The organism is Methylococcus mesophilus (assembly GCF_026247885.1).
GTDB lineage: Bacteria > Pseudomonadota > Gammaproteobacteria > Methylococcales > Methylococcaceae > Methylococcus > Methylococcus mesophilus.
This window is the reverse complement of record NZ_CP110921.1, coordinates 3,360,022-3,378,103: the sequence shown is the minus strand read 5'-3', so window position 1 is coordinate 3,378,103 and position 18,082 is coordinate 3,360,022. Positions and strand designations below refer to the sequence as shown.

The window sequence follows — 18,082 nt, the reverse complement described above, 5'->3', positions numbered from 1 at the left end:
GACACGGCACCCAAATGAAGTACCCCCATTTTTTGAAAAAAATCGCTTCAAAGACGCCAATTCTCGGACGAATCGTCTCTGAGCGGGATCAAATGCGGTCCGAGATTAGTGTGCTTTCCCATGAGCATAATCGTCTCCTCGAAGAATTGTCATTGATCTCATCAGAGCGTGACCATTTCAAAAAATTGCTCGACGCCAGTAATCATGGATATTGCCACTGTTGTAGACAGAAAACGGAGTTTAGGTTAGACGGCGACTGGCTGAGGGATCAATACGTTTGCGTTAATTGCCTTTCGCTTCCGCGTCAACGTCACATTCAATACATCCTTGACACTCACTTCGAAGGCTGGGAGCGTCAGGAGATTCATGAATCATCTCCGTCAAATGATTTCATCTCTCGATATTGCAATTCCTACTCATTCTCTCAATATTTAGACTCCGAGGAGAGGGGCTCAATTATTGACGGAGTCCGCTGCGAAGATCTAGAGGCCCTCACATTTCCGGACGACAGCTTTGATCTATTCATAACCCAAGATGTATTCGAGCACATTTTTTCCCCACATCTTGCAGCCAAGGAGATTATGAGGGCGTTGAAACCTGGAGGGGCTCATGTATTCACCGTTCCAAAGGAAAAACATCTATCCGTCAGCCGTCCCCGGGCGCGACCGGTTAATTCAGAAATTGAATATCTCCATGATCCAGTCTATCATGGAAGTCCCGTAGGAGATGGTAAGGCGCTCGTAACCTGGGACTACGGAGATGATTTCGAAGCTTTAATTGGCAGATGGTCGGGCGGTGTTACGACTACCTACCTAACCAGAGATAGATCCTTAGGTATTGACGGAGAGTATATCGAGGTCTTTGTAACAAGAAAGCCACGCAATTGATTCGCATCTGAACGACCTCGCCAACACTTTAGGACAGTTTTTTCTATCAGAAACTGGGGGGGCCGAAACTTTTCCAACATCGTTGGGCACCTCGAAATACGGGGACGGTCCCGACAACCCTCGTAAATGAAAGATTCTCATCAATGCCAGACCACCTGGGTTACCGAAGATCAAAGAAGCTCCATTTGCCGCCAAGAGGCGCGACGCCAAACTGGATATTAGCCCGGCCGAATTAAGCGTACAGGCTACCTCACGCCGGCTGCGGTGTGTAGTGGGTTCTGCGTCCGAATAAGTGGGGGCGGAGCCATAGCCTCGGGGAGGTGTTGCGAGTTATGAGAAGCGCATCGAACCGAATGGCCTCGCCCCCGAGTTCGACCGAATGACTCCGCCCCAGACCAGGAACGCGGCTTACGTCTGTTTGGCTCCTTATAACCTGAGTGGTAAGCATCTGACGGTACTTAAGATGTGCCCTTGGATTTAGTCGAGCCTAAGAATCACTCCTTAGACATCATAAATATGGCATATTTCACGCAAAATGCACTAAATATCTTCTGCCTCTGGATGCTTGTCTGGATAACAGGTATTTATGGCAATCCCTTCCCTTTCAGCGATGATTGGAGTTTGCTGCAACATGTGCCTGTCGATATTAGTGCCGGAGAGGTGGAATGGTTATTTGCTACCCACGCCGACCACAGAATCCCGTTAAATAAGCTATATCATATAGTAACCCTACGTCTTAGCAATTTCGACTTCAGGATTGTTCAACTCACTAACATCTTATTGATTTTCGCGGCATCTCACTTGATCCTGAGGACGCTACGCTCTTATAACAGGGGAAGTAACTTAGGGGACTTTGCCATCCCAATTATGTTGTTAAATCCTGGGCTTGCGGCTTTATCGTGGGGATTTCAATTCCAGTTCATATCAAGCACATTATTTTTTCTAGGCTTTGCGCTTTGTTTACTGAATAAGACCTACCACAAACCCTCCCTAAACACCCTAATTGCATCCTTATGCCTTTTCGGTATGTCTTTTTGCGGTATGAACGGTGTAATACCATCCCTCCTCGTCAGCACCATCATGTTTGCCACCCTTTGCCTGACAAGGCCAACAACTCGCTTGCGCTTACATGCGCCAATCCTCCTCATATTGCTTGCCACCATTCTAAGCGGAATAGCTAATATTTTTGCTTGGCATCCTTCCGGAGCCGCATCTGTAGACGTAATTAATTGGGTGAGTCATTCAGTGACGATAGGTGGTCATTTTTTAACAATGATCAACCCGAATCCCATCGTTATCCCTGAGGCTCTTAAATTATTTTATCCAGCATTTAATGGTTTGCTGCTAGTCCTGGCGCTCGGCATATTAACATCTCAATTAATTAGCGCATTTAACAAGAGAGTTCCATTTGAATTAGCGCTTGCCGGACCCTATCTCGCTCTGATTACCACTTTGTTGTTACTCATCTTTATAGCTGCTGGGCGTTATAAGTATTGGACACCCGGATTGGAGATACACTATGGCTACCTGCCAATACCCTTGACGGTGATATCTTGGATCGTCATATCACATTATGGCTCACGACCCCTTGTTAGCTATATGGGATTCGCATTTCTCGGCACAAGCATTTACTTATATACGGAAAATCTTGGACGGCGATTGGTCTCTGGTATTGAACAGGAGGCCAGGGTCGCTGAAATATATTATGACGCCTTCCGGCACGTAAGTATTAGTGATCTTACCGCTAAGCATATTCGTCATTTTTTCTATCTTGATGACGCAACTACGCGAGAGATAGTTCATTCCGGACTGCGCTTCCTGCGAGACGAAGGGGTCGAACCGTACCGTCATCTCACCGGCGAATAACTTGAAAACTCAAACGGTCGCACAAAGGTTAAGTATCCAACCAAAAAGTTGGTTTGTATTAGAATCCGAAATGAGCGCCGATGTGATCGAAAGGCTCTTCAAGTTCGTCTGAGGTAAGTGACCTGAACTGCGCCACTTGTGCTCATCTTCGTGCACATGAGTTCGATCTGGATCAACGCAGAGGTGTAAGGTGGCCAACAGTTGAATCGCATAGCTGATCTTACCGCTCTCCTGCGCGTGCTCCCCTAATAATGGTTAAGCCATTAGAAACGTTCAGCGGGTATGAAAGAGAAATGGAGCCGTTGCAGCTATACGGCGGCCCACAGGTGCCGTTGGTTTGCTTATGCACCAATACCTAACACAACAGCAGGAGACTTAATTTATGGCTGCGATATTTACAAAAAGGACGCTCGAGCGGATTCAAGACGAACTGACTCGATGGGAAACAAATATCCAACTCCGTATTGAAGATTGGATTCGGCAATACAGCTCCGTCTTTGGTCTTTTGATATTATTGCAAGTCGCCGGTTACAGTTATTTTTATACCCTACCTATATTCAATAATCACATATTCCCTCATTCTTGGTCCATGCCATATCCGAGTTTCAAAACATGGGGTGAGGGACGTTGGTTTGCGGATATGATAATTTTGGCTCAAGGCAGTTCCGGAGTCCAATCATTCCAGATGATCTGCGCCACGATGCTTCAGGCCGTGAACGGCATCCTTCTGGCAAAACTGGTTGGGCTGACTAGCAGGCGTGCAATCTTGTGTGTAGCCGGCGTGCTTTGCATGTTCCCTGCTTTTCTTGATTACTATTCATTTTCAATCGACCACCTGAGCTTCGTCCTGGGTGACACGTTTGCGTTACTCGGCGCATGGAACCTGATTTGGGCTAAGACCTACTGGGGACGGGTCATCGGCGGCGCTTTCTTTTTTCTCCTTGAAATCGCCGCTTATCAACCAAAAATCGGCGTGGTCAGTTTCCTGGCCTGTGGCGTGGTGTTGCTGCAGTTGACCCAAGATCGCCCATGGTCGCGCAGTGAGGCGCCGTTACGGGAGGCACTGCAGGATTTGTCCGCCGCTTTCCTTGCAGTCGTTGGCGCTGTAGTGCTCTATTGGGCGATAACAAAACTGTTCATAACTACCGATTTTAGTTCTGCAAATGCGAATACCATTAAATATTATGGCAGCAGGACACATATCAATACATTCCAGGAAGCGATGATAGAAAGTTCAGCGGCTTACAGGAAAACGTGGGACTACTTCACCGCTGGCATGGCCGGCGTTCCGTCCGATCTCAGGTTTTTGCCCGCCCTGGCACTCGGTTTCGGCATTGCTGGAACATTGTCCGCTGCTTGGAAAAAAGGAACCATTATATTACTTCTGGTACTTTTCATTGCCGGGCTCACTCCGCTAGCCATACACGCACCGTACGTTATTAACAATCACTCTCCGTCTGACGCCGGAAGAATTCTCGCAGCGTATGGCTACTGCTTTGCATTCTTTGTTTCCATGGGTCTTGCGAAAAGATTTGCCAGGGCGGTTTGTGCAATAGGCGCCGCCGTCTGCCTATATTTTTTTGTGATCCTTGCGACTCAGGAAAGCAATGCGGCCGCACTGAAGACTATCTATGAGATCAACACGATCAATCGCATAGTGGCACGTGCGGAATCAGTTGCCGGACAGGAGCACGCAAACCAACCCCTACCCGTAGTTATCGCTGGACAGTATTCATCTTTTGATCGTGTCAAGTACGTCAACAATTTTACCGGCCCACTGACGCCCCATATTACGTCTTACGCTTTCAAAAACTATCGCCAAGTCCAGATGTTGAATTTTTTCGTTGGCAAGGATGTTTTCCGCAGCCCCACAAAGGCGGAAGTGGCCACGGCTGTCGATTCGATGACGTCGAAAGCCCCTTGGCCATCGAATGAGTCAATCTACATGGTTAATGGGATACTCGTCATATTGCTTGAGCAATACCGAACCGATCTTCCCATTACTTGGACAGAGGATTAGCCCGCTATGATTCGACCTCCCGGATGACCGTTGGTTTACAAAAATTTCATGGCCGCGACAACCGATGAATAGGTCCCCAGCTAGCACCTTCCGACGTCGCCGCTGGCTTACCTCAATGAATCAGCCAAGCAACAGCGATTCCTGTGAGGATACCGGCACTGATTTCGACTTTTGTATGGCCCAGTCGCTCTCGCAGCAGATCGTAGTCTTTATTAAAGCCCACGAGGCGGTTAATTTCCGCTGCATGTTTACCGACTTGGCGACGCAAGCTGTTGGCATCCATGATTACGACGAAAGCGAGAGTGACTGCTACCCCGAAGGCCGGATGTCCGATTCCCTCTCGAAACGCTATGAGCGCAGCCGTGCTGCTGACTATAGCACTGTGATTGCTTGGCAGGCCACCGTACCCGATTTGGCCGAATGCCAGACGCCGGGCGCGGCAACTGTTGACGATGAATTTCAAGGTTCCGGCGGTGAGCCAGGCCAGAAAAGGAGTAATAGCGTAGACGATATCCATAAGATCACACTGTCATCGGCCAAAGTGCCCAGATACACGTACCGATCCACAGCAGCACAGTCAGAGCGAGTTGCCAATCGCCGAGGAGGGCGTCGGTGGGGGACTCACCGCCGTCCAGCGCTTCGATCACGTACCAGTAGCGGAATAGCCCGAACAGCACGAAGGGTATGGTGACCACCATTCCGGGCTTGGCCGATATCACGAACAAACTGTAGAACACGAGTGCGCCGGTCGCCGCCATTTCGGCGTAGCGGTCCACCAGCGCCACGCTATAGCGCTCGAGCACCCTGCGTCCACCGGTGCCACTGAACGCGAGTTCCTGGCGGCGTTTGGCAGCGGCGAGATAGAGGGCGAGACACAGGGTCGTGACGAACATCCAAGGGGAAACCGGAACGGCGAGGGCCTGGGCGCCGGCATAAACGCGCAAGACAAAACCAATGGCAATCGTGAAGATGTCTATCACCGGCTGATGCTTGAGAACGAGCGTGTACAGGAGATTCAGTACCAAGTACGCCGCGATGACCTGAACCACGCCGGGCATGACGAAATATGCCCAGATCAGCGCACCGTAGAGACCGGCGAGCAGCAGACCGGCCTGAGACGGTGAGACGATACCCGCGGCAAGGGGACGGGTCCTGGATTTGGTGGGATGGCGACGGTCACGCTCGATGTCGTGGAGGTCGTTGACCACATAGGTGGCAGAGGCCGCGAGGCTGAACAACAGAGCGGCGAGCAGCGACTGGCCGATGGCAGGTAGGTTGAGAAACTCGCCGGAAAATATCAGGGGGGCCAGGACGAAGGCATTCTTCACCCACTGGCGGAGCCGCAGCAGCATGAGCAGCCCGACGAGACTGGATTTACCCGTGTTGCGCGCCGTGGCAGAATTGGGAGCCATCAAAGCCCTCCCCCTTGGCGGAAACCTGTAAAACCCTCCCTCACCCCAGCCCAGTCATGCCGGGCCGTCCTGCCCGGCACCCTTCGGGTCAATGCGCAAATCGGCAGGAAAGCCGATTGACAGGTCCGATCCTTGGGATCTGGCGTCCGGGCCATGCTCCGCATGTCCAAATTTGCTCCCTGCGAATTTGTGCACGCGGAGCGCCCGAAGGGTGCGGCATAGGGATGTGCCGCATAAAATCCGCTCCTGGCGGATTTGTCCGAGAGGGACAGGGGGTCAAAAGCTTTGTAGTTTCGAACGCATACATTGCCGCGAATATGTTGCATAGATTGGAATCTGGAATTTTGCAAAGGGTATGAAGACGGCGCTATGGTATTCATTTTTTGCGCTTATCGCCACCGCAGCCAATATCGGCAGCCAGGATGTCGCTATCCGGCTTTATCAGGGGATTTATAGCGTGACGGCCTCCGTATTGGTCGGCACGGCGGTGGGGTTGGTGGTCAAGTACGTGCTCGACAAGAAATACATCTTCCGTTTCAAGGTGAAGGGACTGGGGCACGACACCCGCACCTTTGCCTTGTATACGCTGATGGGGCTGGTGACGACCGGGGTTTTCTGGGGATTCGAGTTCGGGTTCGATTACCTGTTCCAAACCAAGACTCTGCGGTACGCGGGGGGAGTCATCGGCCTCACCCTGGGATATTTGATTAAATATCACATGGACAAGCGTTTCGTGTTCCGGCAGCGGGGAGTCTGAATGAGGCTGACAGGATGGGGGCGGAAACCCGCCGTCGACGCAGAAGTGTTCGCGCCGTACTCGATCCCGGACCTTCGGTCGCGGTTTCCGCGGGCTCAATTCCGCGGCATCCCGCGCGGAAACGGCCGCAGCTACGGGGACAGCGCCCTGGCGCCGCAGGTGTTGAGCAGCCGCCGGCTGGACCGGTTCCTGGCGTTCGATGCAGAAACCGGGGTACTGCGGTGCGAAGCCGGCGTGCTGCTGGCCGACATCCTCGACGTGTTCGTGCCGCGCGGCTGGTTTCTGCACGCGACGCCCGGCACCAAGCTGATCAGCGTCGGTGGCGCCATCGCGAGCGATGTGCACGGCAAGAGCCATCACCTCGAAGGCTGTTTCAGCCGGCATATGGATCGCTTTTCGCTCATGCTGGCCGATGGCGGGATCGTCGACTGCTCCAAGACGCAGCATGCGGATCTGTTCCGCGCCACCTGCGGCGGCATGGGCTTGACCGGTTTCATCCTGGAAGCCACGCTCCGGCTCAAGCCCATCCGCAGCGCTTATCTGCGGGAAACCACCTTCAAGGCCGACAATCTGGAGCACGCCCTGAGCCTTTTCGCCGAGCAGTCCGGCGCCCCCTACTCGGTCGCCTGGATCGATTGCCTCGCCACCGGTCCGAGGCTGGGCCGGTCGCTCCTCATGACCGGCGACTTCATCGACGACGGCCGCCTGCAGGGGAACGCAAGGACGCCGCTTTCGGTTCCCGTCGATGCGCCGGGTTTCGCCCTGAACCGGTACAGCGTGACCGCTTTCAATGCACTTTATTACCACAGGGTCAGGGCGCCGCAACGCGAACGTGTCGTGCATTTCGACCCGTTCTTCTATCCGCTGGATGGCATAGGCCACTGGAACCGGATTTACGGCAAGTCGGGTTTCACCCAGTACCAGTTCGTCATCCCGAAGGCGTCGGGAGCGGCCGGCATCAAGGCGGTCCTGCAACGGATCGCGGCTTCCAAGAGAGGTTCGTTCCTGGCCGTGCTCAAGACCTTCGGCCCAGCCAACGACAACCCTCTGTCCTTTCCCATGGAAGGCTACACCCTGGCGCTGGATTTCAAGCTGGAGCCGGGATTGCTTCCGTTTCTGGAAGAGCTGGACCGCATCGTTCTGGAGCACCGCGGGCGTTTGTACCTGACCAAGGACGTGCGTATGAGTGGAGAAACCTTTCGCGCCGGTTATCCGCGTTGGGAGGAATTTCAGGATTTGCGCCGAAAATATGGAGCGGACACCACCTTCCGCTCGTTGCAATCGGAACGTTTGGGACTTTGAGCATGCAGAAAATACTGATCATCGGCGCCACTTCCGCCATCGCCCAAGCCACCGCCCGACGCTTCGCCGGGCGCGGCGACCGGCTCTACTTGCTGGGCCGCGACCTCGACAGGCTGGAAGCGCTGGCTCAGGACCTCCGCATCCGCGGCGCCGAGTCGGTGGACTGCGCGAATTTCGAGGCGGAGAACTTCGCCGGCCATCCCGCTTTACTCGACCACGCGTACGAGGCCCTCGGCGGCATCGACGTGGCCTTGATCGCCCACGGCACCCTGCCCGACCAGCGGGCTTGCGAGCAGAGTTTCGATATGGCGCTGCGGGAGCTCAACGTCAACGCCATCGGTACGCTGTCGCTGCTGACCCACCTCGCCAACCGGATGGAACAGCAAGGGAACGGAACCCTGGCTGTCGTCAGTTCGCCCGCGGGCGATCGCGGCAGGCAAAGCAATTACGTCTACGGCGCGGCCAAGGCCATGGTCACGGTGTTCTGCCAGGGGCTGCGCAACCGGCTGTTCGGGAGCGGCGTGCGCGTGCTCACCATCAAACCCGGCTTTGTCGATACGCCGATGACCGCGGCCTTCGAAAAGGGCGTGCTGTGGGCGCAGCCGGAGCAGATCGCAGCAGGTATCGAAAAGGCCATCGGCAAAGGCGCGGATTCGGTCTACCTGCCGGGGTTCTGGGCACTTATCATGTTAATAATCAAATTTATACCGGAGACAGTTTTCAAGCGACTGAAGCTCTGACAGAACTCTGCAGAGCCGAATTCCAGACACCATCGATGCAATCACGGCATGCCCAAATCAGATATTGTTAAATCCATCGATGGCATCGGTTATTTCATCGCCCTTATACCCACCACAATCTTCTTTGTCACGGTAGCTCGCCACACACCTAACATACCTTATGGCGATGACTACGACGCCATTCTTGTAACTTTGCTTCGCTTCCAACAGGCTACGGGCTGGCGGGAAATCATCCTACTCATCACCGCACGACATAACGAGCATTGTATTGCCCTTTGCAGAATCGCGGCAATCCTGGATTACTTAGTATTTGGAAAAGTCAATTTCGTACGTCTCGCGCTCTATGGCGACTTCTTTCTCGTCGGGATAGCCATGGTTATGATTCGGGCCGCAGGCGTGTGGCGCCAGGCGATGGCCTGGCCGCCCGTGTTCCTAACCCTATTCGGATTGCGCCATTACGAGTCTGAGTTCTGGGCCATGGCAGCGCTGTCGAATTATGCAGTGATATTTTTCTCTTTCCTTGCAGTATATTTTCTGACTCAGGAAAAGCAGACATGCTTTCTTGCGGCGTGCCTATCAGCCACGGCAGGGTCGTTTTCCCAGGCCAATGGCATCCTCGTTTTTCCAATCGGTCTGGTCAGCCTGATCTGGTGGAAGCGATATCCGCAAGCGTTGGTGTGGCTCGCCGTATTCAGCATGATCGCCTTTGCGTATTTCAGCATACCCTCGACCGATGGCGCTCACATGACACCATCGACACGCCTATCCGCAACGCTGAAATTCTTTTTCATCTTTCTCGGCTCGGTCTCAGACAGCCCCCGCCACGCTCTGATCATCGGAGCGATCGCGGCCGTCACCGTTACGGTACTTGCAATCTGGCCGAAAACAGGGAGTAACAAACCGCTTGCTCTGATCAGCGCCTTTATCCTCATAACGGCGCTCGCCGCCGCGGCGGGAAGAACAGGGTTCGGAACGCTGACCGCGCTTGCCTCGCGATACTCAATATATTCAACCCTAATTTTGACGACGATATATTTATCGTTGGCCAAAACCAGCAACTACACTTTCCTGCCTGCGATTTTTTTGGCCTGCTATTTCTGTATTCGCAGTTACAACCAAGAGCTACCCAAGCAAATCGACAGATACGAAATGCTTCATCGAGCTCATCGGCAGGAGGGCTCCGGGTATGTCGGCCTTTTCTATCCACCGTCGGAGCAGACAGCGGAGAGAATTCTCGCCACAGCAGAAGCCTTAATGATATATCGTTTGCCACCCTCCCACAAAAATCCTGAACCTGCGCCAAAATAAACGCACTTAAACATATTATCCTGACATACAGGCGCTATAAGTCACGACCTCGTTTTCCTCCACTACGGCGACATCGTCCTTGACCGACAAACCGGTGACACCGTCCGAGTAATAATCTCCGCTTTCAGACGCGGTAACCTTGGGCAGCGAGACCGACCTATCGCCCAGGTCCACGACCGCCGTCGCGCGGTCCCGTTGAAACCAGACCCGGAATTTCCGGCCGCCGTCGCAGTAATAACGGACATAGCGGTCTGACTGTATTTCGTACTGCCCCATGCCGACGCAGCCGGAAACCAGAACGCCGATCGCCGCGCTAAGCGCCTGCCGAATAACAGAGCTCGAATTCACGGAACGTTTCCTCCTTTCGTTATCTTTCAAATAACAGGGCCGTGATACAGCCCCTCGAAAAAAGCTCATTTTGGCTCCGAAAGTTCGTCCTGCTCGATCGTCTCCCTGAAGCGGCACAGCCCGCGGTAGACCATGTAGCCGACCCAGGGCACGCTGAGGCCGGTCATGAATTCCACGTTCACGATATGCAGGCCGGCGGCTTTCAAGCCCTTGAACAGTTCGTTGGCCAGCGACACGCCGTAATAGGTGATGGCGACCGCCGACAGCCCTTCCACGGTCTGCTGCAGGCGCAGCTGCAGCTTGGCGCGGCGGTTCATGGACTGCAGCAGGGACTGGTTCTGCTGGGCCAGCTTGACGTCGATGCGGGTGGTCAGCAACTGATTGGCATTGGCGATCCGGCGGGACAGTTGCTCCAGTCCGTGCGCCACCGCTACGCTGGTCTGCATGGCCGGCGCCAGCCGCCGGGTCAGATACTCGGTAAAGGTCGGGAATCCGGGAATGCGCTGCTCGCGCAACTGCTCGAGCCGGGTGTTGACGATGGCGTGGTAGGCACGGGAGGCATCGAAGCGGGAATAACTCGCCGACAGCAGGTTCTCGACGTTGGCCGCCAGCTCGGACAGCTCCGCCTGAATGGCTTCGTCGGTCTCGCCGCCATCCTTCGCCAGACAGGCCGTGAGGCGCAACAGCTCGTGGTCCGCTGCCCGCAGGCGCGGAATCAGCTTGCGCGCCTCGGGGAACGCCATAAGCGCGAGCATGCGATAAGTCTCGATTTCCAGAAGGCGCTGCACGGTCCGGCCCGCCTGGCCCGGGGAAAGCGATTCGTCCACTACCAGGAAGCGGCTGTAGCCGTCCGCATGGATGCGGAAATCGGTGTAGGCCCGCCCGGCGCCGCCGGCGATCTTCGAGCCGATCACCCGGTTGCCTTCGAACACCCGGCTCAAGTCTTCTTCGCTGCGGAACCGGCTTTCATCCTGCTGCGGCACGAGTTCGACGTGGGCCGCGACCAACAAAGCCCCCGGCAACTTACCGAGCCAGTCGACCGGCAAGGCGTTGCACAACGAATTTTCGAACGACCCGACGCCGTCGACCCGCCGGCTGAACCGGTAGCGGGTGAACTCCTGGTGGCGCTCGATCTGCACCCGCACCTCGCCGTTGTCGAAGTAGATCTGCCCACCCGCCTCCGGCGCGGACACCCGCCAGGCTCGGCACAGCTTGGCGATGTGCGCGGTCTCGTTGGCGCGGTCTTCGGGCGTCACCAGCATGATCAGTTGCGACACCTGCTCCGGAGCGAACAGGTTCTCGTAGGCGCGCGCATGGACTTCGTCGTTCAGCTCCCTGCGGTCCGCGTGGCTGTGGGTCGGTAGCATAAGCCTCGATTCTCGTTGTGATTGTTCGAATTCCGCTGTCGAGCCGGCGTCAGGGAGTGATCCTGACCGCCAGCCCGCGTTCCCGGATCGCGGCGCCGAACGCCTCCAGGGCCTCCGCCGGCAAACGTGCCAGCCGGGACGACTCCGGCTGCAGGGAAGGCCGCGCCAGACCGTACAGCAATACGCCGCGCAAAGCGACGCCGTCGCAAACCAGACCGGACAGGAAGGCCAGATAGGCCTCCTGTTCGGGAGCGGAAGACGGCGCACCGTCCAATGCGAACAGGCAGGTCTGGAGCCAGGTCGGGCAAAGCATCGCGCAAACCGCGATGCGGCGCCTCACGGTTTGGGGCTGGATATGCACGTTGTTGATCCGGCGGATGCCCTCCTCGGTGGCGCTGTCCAGCTTGAACCAGACTTCGCCGCCCAGGGCGGCCCAGCGCTTCAGGCCCTGCTGAACGGGCAAGCGCTCGACGCCGCTGCCATTGGTGATCAGCACGAACCCGATCCGTCCGGGCAGGCCGAATCGCCCTGCCACTTTTCCGATGGCTTCGATGACCTGCTCGAACTCCGCCACACGGGTCGGCTCGCCGTTGCCGGAAATGGCGACGTCACGAATCCGCCGCTGGTCGTCCGGTACGCCGTAACGCTCGAAAAAATCCCCCTCGAGTACATCGGCCAGAAAGCCCTCCAGCTCTTGAGCGAGCAGAGCGACATCGACGGCCGGCGCGCCGCCGCGGCGCAGGTCCGGCACCTGGCAGTAGATGCAGCGCCAGTTGCAGGCATTGTTCGGGTTGAGATTGATGCCGACCGACAGGCCACCCGCGCGCCGGGACAAGACCGGATAGACATAGCGCAGGCCCGCGCTGTCGCGGCTGTGGTCGGAAACGGAAAGTCGATGGGATGCGGACACGCTCGAAAATACCAGGCTGGTTCCGGTCAGAACCCTTGAAACAGAAAATCCAGCGCCCGGGTAATTTCCAGGCGGCAGGCGGACAGCGAAGTCACCGGCTCTTTCAGGATTCGCACGGGGACGGCGGCGAGCTTGGGAATTTCCACAATGCATTCGTCGCCCTCGACCGTCACCATGGGCATCAGATTGGCCGGAACGATGGATGCCGGAAAACGGCTGCGTCGGCGCAAAGGAACCACGACGCGGGTGTCCAGCCTGCTCAACACCTCGGTTTGCACATCGAGCAAATAGGGCACATCGGCGGCTTGAGGACCACTGTTGCGGTAGACGTCAAAACGCGCCATTTCAGAACATCCGCCACGGTTCCAGCAGCAATCCTTCCTGCTCCACCAACCGGTTGTAGGCTGCGACAAATTCGGCTTGCTCGCTTTGCCAGCGACGTTCCCGTTCGGCACGCACCAGATCGCGTAAGAACTGATCGCAGGCTTGGGAAATGTTGATCCCTAAGGATTTCGCTTCAGCCAGAACGTCGGCGGACAGGGTGATGTTGGTCGCCTTCTTGGCGTGGTTGTCGGTTATCGCCATGACGCGGCATCCTCATGGTGGCATCGTATGCGCATGATAGGCCAACATCAAAACTGGCGCCATTGCCATTGCCCGAGGAACCCGGGACGGCTCCTTAGACCGCTGCTACGCGCAGCCCCGCGCGCTCCGCCGCCTCGAGCTGCCGGCCGTCGGCGGAGACGAATACATCGGCCTTCAGCGCCACGGCACTGCCGATATGAACGGCATCCATACCTCGCAATACATTGTTCTCCAAACAGGAAATTGCACATCCCAATACGGCCGGATTCAGATCGCACACGGCGACATCCTGAATGTCGAGCAGCAGCAACGATTTGATCTGCCGATATTGCTCCTCCGTGATCCGATTTTCCCGACGCAAACGGCAGAACGCCGAAACGATCTCCGGCAATGCAATCCCGGAAAGGCCGATCTCGTCTGCGCGATCGCACCAAGCGAGAACTGAGTCGGTGCCCGCCTCGCGAACATAACGTTTCGCGAAGGCCGAAGAGTCGAAAAAAACCCGCATCGCGACGCTCCCCTCACCGCCCGGCTTCACGTTCCTCCAAAATCATGCGGCTGAGGGCGATACCATCAAGCACCAGAGGCTGCACCTTGCGGCGTTTCCACGACGGAAGTTCGGCCATCACCGGCACGATGTCGGCGATAGGCTTGCCGTTACGCAAAACCCGAACCGATTCTCCCGCCTCAACGAGGTCGAAATACTGCTTGGCATGATTGCGAACCTCGGTAAACGTGGCTTGTTTCACGGCAACCTCCTCCAGATGTACAAAATGGCATCATTATAAATGTACATTCGCGGAAACCGCCAAGCACTCGCTTCTGCCGCAGTACTTGAGATGGCTGCCGCAGCGGCTGCGGCAGTCGCTGGCGCCGAAACCCGGCGCGACGACGACGCCTTCGGTCGCCTGGTTCACGACGCATTCGCCGTCCTCGAACAAACGGACGCCCACCACCTCGGCCTCTCCGGCCATCAGCAGGTAATCGATGTGCCAGCGCTGTTTCTTGTCCCGGCTCAGATGGCGGCGGACGCGGGCGTCCAGGTTGCGGCGGGCGCTGCCGGTGTAGACGTAGCGGCCAGCCGGAAACAGGAACTCGTCCAGCCGGCCGACGGAAATCAGGTGATCCGCCGTCAGCACGATGTCGAGCTGGTAGACCGTCGCCGCTTGCGCGTCAATGGGCCTCATCCCAGTTGTCGCCCGTACCGACGTCGACGACCAGCGGCACGGCGAGTTCTGCGGCGCGGCTCATGTGCTTAGCGACGGCTGCGGCGGCTTCGGGCACGAAATCCTCGGCCACCTCGAACACCAGCTCGTCGTGCACCTGCATGATCATGCGCAGCGGCGCGCGGCTGGCTTCGATCCAGCCGTCCACCGCGATCATCGCCCGCTTGATGATGTCGGCTGCCGTCCCCTGCATGGGCGCGTTGATCGCGGTGCGCTCGGCGTACTGGCGGCGCTGGGCGTTGCGGGACTGGATGTCCGGCACGTGCAGCCGGCGGCCGAACAGGGTTTCGACGTAGCCGCGCTCGCGGGCCGATTCGCGGGTGCTGTCCATGTAGGCGCGCACGCCGGGATAGCGGGTGAAATACAGGTCGATGTAGCCTTGCGCCAGCTTCTGCTGGATGCCGAGCTGCTTGGCCAGGCCGAAGGCCGACATGCCGTAAATCAGCCCGAAGTTGATGGCTTTGGCGGAACGGCGCTGGTTGAGCGTCACCTCTTCCAGCGCCACGCCGAACACTTCCGATGCGGTGGCGCGGTGCACGTCGGCATCCTCTGCGAAAGCGGCGAGCAGATTCGCATCGCCCGACAGATGCGCCATGATCCGCAGCTCGATCTGCGAGTAATCTGCCGCCAGCAGCTTGTGGCCGGGCGGCGCGATGAAGGCCTGGCGGATGCGGCGGCCTTCCTCGGTCCGCACCGGGATGTTCTGCAGATTGGGATCGGAGGACGACAGCCGCCCGGTCGCCGCCACCGCCTGGTGATAGGAGGTGTGGACCCGGCCGCTGCGGGGATTCACCTGCTGCGGCAGCTTGTCGGTGTAAGTGGACTTGAGCTTGGAGAGCGAGCGGTATTCCAGGATAAGCCGCGGCAGCTCGAAGGTTTCGGCCAGGTCCTGCAGCACCGATTCGTCGGTGGACGGCTGGCCGGTGGGCGTCTTCTTGATGACCGGCAGCCCCAGCTTGTCGTACAGGATGGTCTGGATCTGCTTGGGCGAGCCGAGATTGAAGGTCTCGCCAGCCACGGTCTGGGCTTCGATTTCGACCTCGGCCATGCGCAGCTCCAGCTCGCGGCTCTGCTCCGCCAGTTTATACACGTCCACCAATACGCCACTGCGCTCGATCCGGGACAGCACCGGCACCAGCGGAATCTCGATGTTTTCGTACACCGCCCGCAATCCAGGCTCGCGTTCCAGTTGCGGCCACAGCGCCCGATGCAGGCACAGCGTGATGTCGGCGTCCTCGGCGGCATAGCGGCAGGCGTCCTCGACCGAAACCTGGGCGAACGGGATCTGCTTCGCGCCCTTGCCGGCGACGTCCTCGTAATGAATGGTCTTGCGGTCCAGGTAGCGCTCGGCCAACGAGTCCATGTCGTGCCGGGTCGCCGTGCTGTTCAGCACGTAGGACTCCAGCATGGTGTCGTGGCGGATGCCGCGCAACGCAATGCCATGGTTGAGCAGCACGTTGGCGTCGTACTTGAGGTGCTGGCCCAGCTTAGGTTGGGTTTCGTCCTCCAGCAGCGGCCGCAGGCGCTCCAGCACCCTGGCCCGGTCGAGTTGGACCGGCGCGCCGGGATAGTCGTGCGCCAGCGGCACATAGGCCGCCTCGCCAGGTTCGACCGCGAAGGACACGCCGACGACCTCGGCGCGCATGTAATCCAGGCTGCTGGTCTCGGTGTCGAAGGCGAACAGCTCGGCCGCTGCGAGCTTCTCCAGCCAGCGGTCCAGCGCGGCTTCGTCCGCCACCATTTCATAGGACGTCTCGACCGGCGGCGCCGACGGAACCGGAGCGGATTCAGCTCCGCTGCTCTTCGAGTCCGCCGGCTCGGCGTCCAGTTGCCGTAGCAAGGTCTTGAATTCCAGCCGGGCGTACAGCTCTCGCAGCGCCGCCTTGTCCGGCGGCTGCCGCTCCAGCGACTCCGGCGCCAGCGGCAGCGGGATGTCGCAGCGGATGGTCGCCAGTTCGCGCGAGAGCGGGATCAGCTCCAGGCTGGCGCGGAGGTTTTCGCCGATCTTGCCGCCGACTTCGCCGGCACGGGCGATCAGCGCATCGAGCGACCCGTATTCGGCCAGCCACTTCGCGGCGGTCTTGGGACCGACCTTGGGCACACCGGGGATATTGTCCGAGGTGTCTCCGACCAAGGCGAGGTAATCGACAATGCGCTGGGGCGGCACCCCGAACTTGGCGATCACGCCCTCGACGTCGAGCCGGCTGTCGAACATGGTGTTCTCCAGCGTCACGCGGTCGCACACCAGTTGCGCCATGTCCTTGTCACCGGTCGAGATCAGCACCCGGAAGCCCCGCTCCACCGCCTGCCTCGCCAGGGTGCCGATGACGTCGTCCGCCTCCACGCCCGGCTCGATCAGCATCGGCAAGCCCAAAGCCCGCACCACCTGATGCAGCGGATCGATCTGGCTCCGCAGATCGTCCGGCATGGGCGGCCGGTGCGCCTTGTAATGCTCGAACAGTTCGTCGCGGAAATTGCGGCCGGGGGCGTCGAACACCACGGCGACATGAGCCGTGCCATAGGACTGCACCAGTTTCCGCAGCATGTTGATGACACCGTAGACCGCCCCGGTCGGCTCCCCGCGGGAATTGGTCAGAGGCGGCAGGGCGAAAAAAGCGCGGTACAGAAAGGATGAGCCGTCAACGAGGACGAGGAGCGGAGAGGTGTCGGACACGGGGAATGCTCATGAACAGTCGGAGGGCAAAGGATAAACGATCTGTCCGTCCGGGCTAAACGCCGCGGTAGTCGCCCGACACGCAATTTGCAACCGGCCGGTGCTACACTCCGAACGGTCCCGTCCCCTTGAAAGTCTCCAGGGCACGGCCACTCCATCTTTTCTTTGCCGATCAAGGAGGACCCATGTCCGGTTTGCGCGTTCTGGCACTCTTGCTGAGTCTGGGTTCCGCAGCGGCGCTGGCGGCCGACGAAGACTACGCCCTGGCGAGAAAGCGCCTGGTCGAGAGCAACCTGCAGCTCTCCCCCGAGGAAGCCACACGCTTCTGGCCGCTGTACGAGCGTTACTGGAGCGAGCTCTCGGCCCTGACTGCCCGGCGCGAATACTATTACAACGAGTTCGGCAACAATTTCGACAACATGACGGACGAACTGGCGAAGAAGATCACGCTGGGCTACATCGCTGTGGAGGAGGACCGCTACCGCATCCTGAAATCCTTTTTCCCCAAGTTCGTGGCCGCGATTTCCGCCAAGAAAGCCGCGCGCTACTACCAGATCGAAGCCAAGATCCAGTCCGCGGTCAACTCGGAAATCGCGGCGCGGATTCCTTTGATCAAATAGTCAAAAGCTCCGCCGGGAACACGCGCCCATGCGAGCGTCGCCGCGATCCGCCGGACTCCT

General features: G+C 57.7%; 19 protein-coding genes. 8 read left to right on the top strand and 11 right to left on the bottom strand.

What is annotated here, in order from left to right; genetic code table 11:
- Positions 1 to 14 precede the first annotated feature (14 nt).
- The 3 genes from OOT43_RS16070 (at position 15) to OOT43_RS16060 (ending at position 4,773) form a co-directional block, all read left to right on the top strand.
- Positions 15 to 887, top strand: coding sequence for a class I SAM-dependent methyltransferase (locus OOT43_RS16070; protein ID WP_266021607.1), 873 nt, complete (start codon positions 15 to 17; stop codon positions 885 to 887).
- Positions 888 to 1,403: 516 nt separating this feature from the next.
- A complete protein-coding gene (locus OOT43_RS16065) occupies positions 1,404 to 2,753 on the top strand; it encodes a hypothetical protein (RefSeq protein WP_266021604.1) in 1,350 nt (449 codons plus the stop codon).
- A 382-nt stretch (positions 2,754 to 3,135) separates the two neighbouring features.
- Positions 3,136 to 4,773, top strand: coding sequence for a glucosyltransferase domain-containing protein (locus OOT43_RS16060; protein ID WP_266021602.1), 1,638 nt, complete (start codon positions 3,136 to 3,138; stop codon positions 4,771 to 4,773).
- Positions 4,774 to 4,885: 112 nt separating this feature from the next.
- On the opposite strand, the gene OOT43_RS16055 is transcribed toward OOT43_RS16060, so the two are convergent.
- Both OOT43_RS16055 and OOT43_RS16050 read right to left on the bottom strand, forming a co-directional pair.
- Entirely contained in the window at positions 4,886 to 5,290 is a 405-nt protein-coding gene (locus OOT43_RS16055; RefSeq protein WP_266021601.1) for a divergent PAP2 family protein, read from the bottom strand.
- Positions 5,291 to 5,294: 4 nt separating this feature from the next.
- Positions 5,295 to 6,185: a decaprenyl-phosphate phosphoribosyltransferase gene (locus OOT43_RS16050; protein ID WP_266021599.1), complete on the bottom strand. Its 891-nt coding sequence runs from the start codon at positions 6,183 to 6,185 to the stop codon at positions 5,295 to 5,297.
- Between the two features lie 355 nt (positions 6,186 to 6,540).
- Between OOT43_RS16050 and OOT43_RS16045 the strand changes: the two genes are divergently transcribed.
- Genes OOT43_RS16045 through OOT43_RS16030 form a run of 4 tightly spaced genes read left to right on the top strand, consistent with a single transcriptional unit; the run spans position 6,541 to position 10,292 of the window.
- A complete protein-coding gene (locus OOT43_RS16045) occupies positions 6,541 to 6,942 on the top strand; it encodes a GtrA family protein (protein ID WP_266021597.1) in 402 nt (133 codons plus the stop codon).
- Complete coding sequence (locus tag OOT43_RS16040) at positions 6,943 to 8,244, top strand: FAD-binding oxidoreductase (protein ID WP_266021595.1); 1,302 nt, start codon at positions 6,943 to 6,945, stop codon at positions 8,242 to 8,244.
- Between the two features lie 2 nt (positions 8,245 to 8,246).
- Positions 8,247 to 8,984 (top strand): SDR family oxidoreductase, encoded by a 738-nt coding sequence (locus OOT43_RS16035; RefSeq protein WP_266021593.1) that lies wholly within the window; start codon positions 8,247 to 8,249, stop codon positions 8,982 to 8,984.
- A gap of 48 nt (positions 8,985 to 9,032) precedes the next feature.
- Positions 9,033 to 10,292 carry a hypothetical protein gene (locus OOT43_RS16030; protein WP_266021591.1) on the top strand — a complete coding sequence of 420 codons (1,260 nt, stop codon included), beginning with the start codon at positions 9,033 to 9,035 and terminating at the stop codon, positions 10,290 to 10,292.
- A gap of 15 nt (positions 10,293 to 10,307) precedes the next feature.
- Here OOT43_RS16030 and OOT43_RS16025 read toward each other — a convergent pair whose 3' ends face one another.
- The 9 genes from OOT43_RS16025 to polA form a co-directional block, all read right to left on the bottom strand.
- On the bottom strand, positions 10,308 to 10,640 hold the full coding sequence (locus OOT43_RS16025; RefSeq protein ID WP_266021588.1) for an MliC family protein: 333 nt from the start codon (positions 10,638 to 10,640) through the stop codon (positions 10,308 to 10,310).
- A 65-nt stretch (positions 10,641 to 10,705) separates the two neighbouring features.
- Positions 10,706 to 12,007, bottom strand: coding sequence for a DUF3422 family protein (locus OOT43_RS16020; protein ID WP_266021586.1), 1,302 nt, complete (start codon positions 12,005 to 12,007; stop codon positions 10,706 to 10,708).
- A 49-nt stretch (positions 12,008 to 12,056) separates the two neighbouring features.
- Positions 12,057 to 12,917 carry a radical SAM protein gene (locus OOT43_RS16015; protein ID WP_266021584.1) on the bottom strand — a complete coding sequence of 287 codons (861 nt, stop codon included), beginning with the start codon at positions 12,915 to 12,917 and terminating at the stop codon, positions 12,057 to 12,059.
- Positions 12,918 to 12,943: 26 nt separating this feature from the next.
- A complete protein-coding gene (locus OOT43_RS16010) occupies positions 12,944 to 13,261 on the bottom strand; it encodes a CcdB family protein (protein ID WP_266021582.1) in 318 nt (105 codons plus the stop codon).
- 1 nt (position 13,262) lies between these two features.
- Positions 13,263 to 13,502: a type II toxin-antitoxin system CcdA family antitoxin gene (locus OOT43_RS16005; RefSeq protein WP_266021580.1), complete on the bottom strand. Its 240-nt coding sequence runs from the start codon at positions 13,500 to 13,502 to the stop codon at positions 13,263 to 13,265.
- Between the two features lie 94 nt (positions 13,503 to 13,596).
- A complete protein-coding gene (locus OOT43_RS16000; protein ID WP_266021577.1) occupies positions 13,597 to 14,040 on the bottom strand; it encodes a type II toxin-antitoxin system VapC family toxin in 444 nt (147 codons plus the stop codon).
- Positions 14,024 to 14,251: a type II toxin-antitoxin system Phd/YefM family antitoxin gene (locus OOT43_RS15995; RefSeq protein WP_266021575.1), complete on the bottom strand. Its 228-nt coding sequence runs from the start codon at positions 14,249 to 14,251 to the stop codon at positions 14,024 to 14,026. The genes OOT43_RS16000 and OOT43_RS15995 overlap by 17 nt, the downstream gene beginning before the upstream one ends.
- A gap of 33 nt (positions 14,252 to 14,284) precedes the next feature.
- On the bottom strand, positions 14,285 to 14,689 hold the full coding sequence (locus tag OOT43_RS15990; RefSeq protein WP_266021574.1) for a GIY-YIG nuclease family protein: 405 nt from the start codon (positions 14,687 to 14,689) through the stop codon (positions 14,285 to 14,287).
- Complete coding sequence (gene polA, locus OOT43_RS15985) at positions 14,676 to 17,402, bottom strand: DNA polymerase I (RefSeq protein ID WP_266021572.1); 2,727 nt, start codon at positions 17,400 to 17,402, stop codon at positions 14,676 to 14,678. Before polA ends, OOT43_RS15990 begins: the two co-directional genes overlap by 14 nt.
- A 185-nt stretch (positions 17,403 to 17,587) precedes the next feature.
- Between polA and OOT43_RS15980 the strand changes: the two genes are divergently transcribed.
- Positions 17,588 to 18,022: a hypothetical protein gene (locus OOT43_RS15980; protein WP_266021571.1), complete on the top strand. Its 435-nt coding sequence runs from the start codon at positions 17,588 to 17,590 to the stop codon at positions 18,020 to 18,022.
- Positions 18,023 to 18,082: the final 60 nt, after the last annotated feature.

What these genes read in the sequence shown, in the direction of transcription:
- OOT43_RS16070 (WP_266021607.1), top strand. Translation starts at nt 15, where the DNA reads ATGAAGTACCCCCATTTTTTGAAAAAAATCGCTTCAAAGACGCCAATT.
- OOT43_RS16035 (WP_266021593.1), top strand. Translation starts at nt 8,247, where the DNA reads ATGCAGAAAATACTGATCATCGGCGCCACTTCCGCCATCGCCCAAGCC.
- OOT43_RS16010 (WP_266021582.1), bottom strand. Translation starts at nt 13,261, where the DNA reads ATGGCGCGTTTTGACGTCTACCGCAACAGTGGTCCTCAAGCCGCCGAT.
- OOT43_RS15980 (WP_266021571.1), top strand. Translation starts at nt 17,588, where the DNA reads ATGTCCGGTTTGCGCGTTCTGGCACTCTTGCTGAGTCTGGGTTCCGCA.
- OOT43_RS16040 (WP_266021595.1), top strand. Translation starts at nt 6,943, where the DNA reads ATGAGGCTGACAGGATGGGGGCGGAAACCCGCCGTCGACGCAGAAGTG.
- OOT43_RS16060 (WP_266021602.1), top strand. Translation starts at nt 3,136, where the DNA reads ATGGCTGCGATATTTACAAAAAGGACGCTCGAGCGGATTCAAGACGAA.
- OOT43_RS16030 (WP_266021591.1), top strand. Translation starts at nt 9,033, where the DNA reads ATGCCCAAATCAGATATTGTTAAATCCATCGATGGCATCGGTTATTTC.
- OOT43_RS16050 (WP_266021599.1), bottom strand. Translation starts at nt 6,185, where the DNA reads ATGGCTCCCAATTCTGCCACGGCGCGCAACACGGGTAAATCCAGTCTC.
- OOT43_RS16045 (WP_266021597.1), top strand. Translation starts at nt 6,541, where the DNA reads ATGAAGACGGCGCTATGGTATTCATTTTTTGCGCTTATCGCCACCGCA.
- OOT43_RS16055 (WP_266021601.1), bottom strand. Translation starts at nt 5,290, where the DNA reads ATGGATATCGTCTACGCTATTACTCCTTTTCTGGCCTGGCTCACCGCC.
- OOT43_RS16005 (WP_266021580.1), bottom strand. Translation starts at nt 13,502, where the DNA reads ATGGCGATAACCGACAACCACGCCAAGAAGGCGACCAACATCACCCTG.
- OOT43_RS16065 (WP_266021604.1), top strand. Translation starts at nt 1,404, where the DNA reads ATGGCATATTTCACGCAAAATGCACTAAATATCTTCTGCCTCTGGATG.
- OOT43_RS16020 (WP_266021586.1), bottom strand. Translation starts at nt 12,007, where the DNA reads ATGCTACCGACCCACAGCCACGCGGACCGCAGGGAGCTGAACGACGAA.
- OOT43_RS15990 (WP_266021574.1), bottom strand. Translation starts at nt 14,689, where the DNA reads ATGAGGCCCATTGACGCGCAAGCGGCGACGGTCTACCAGCTCGACATC.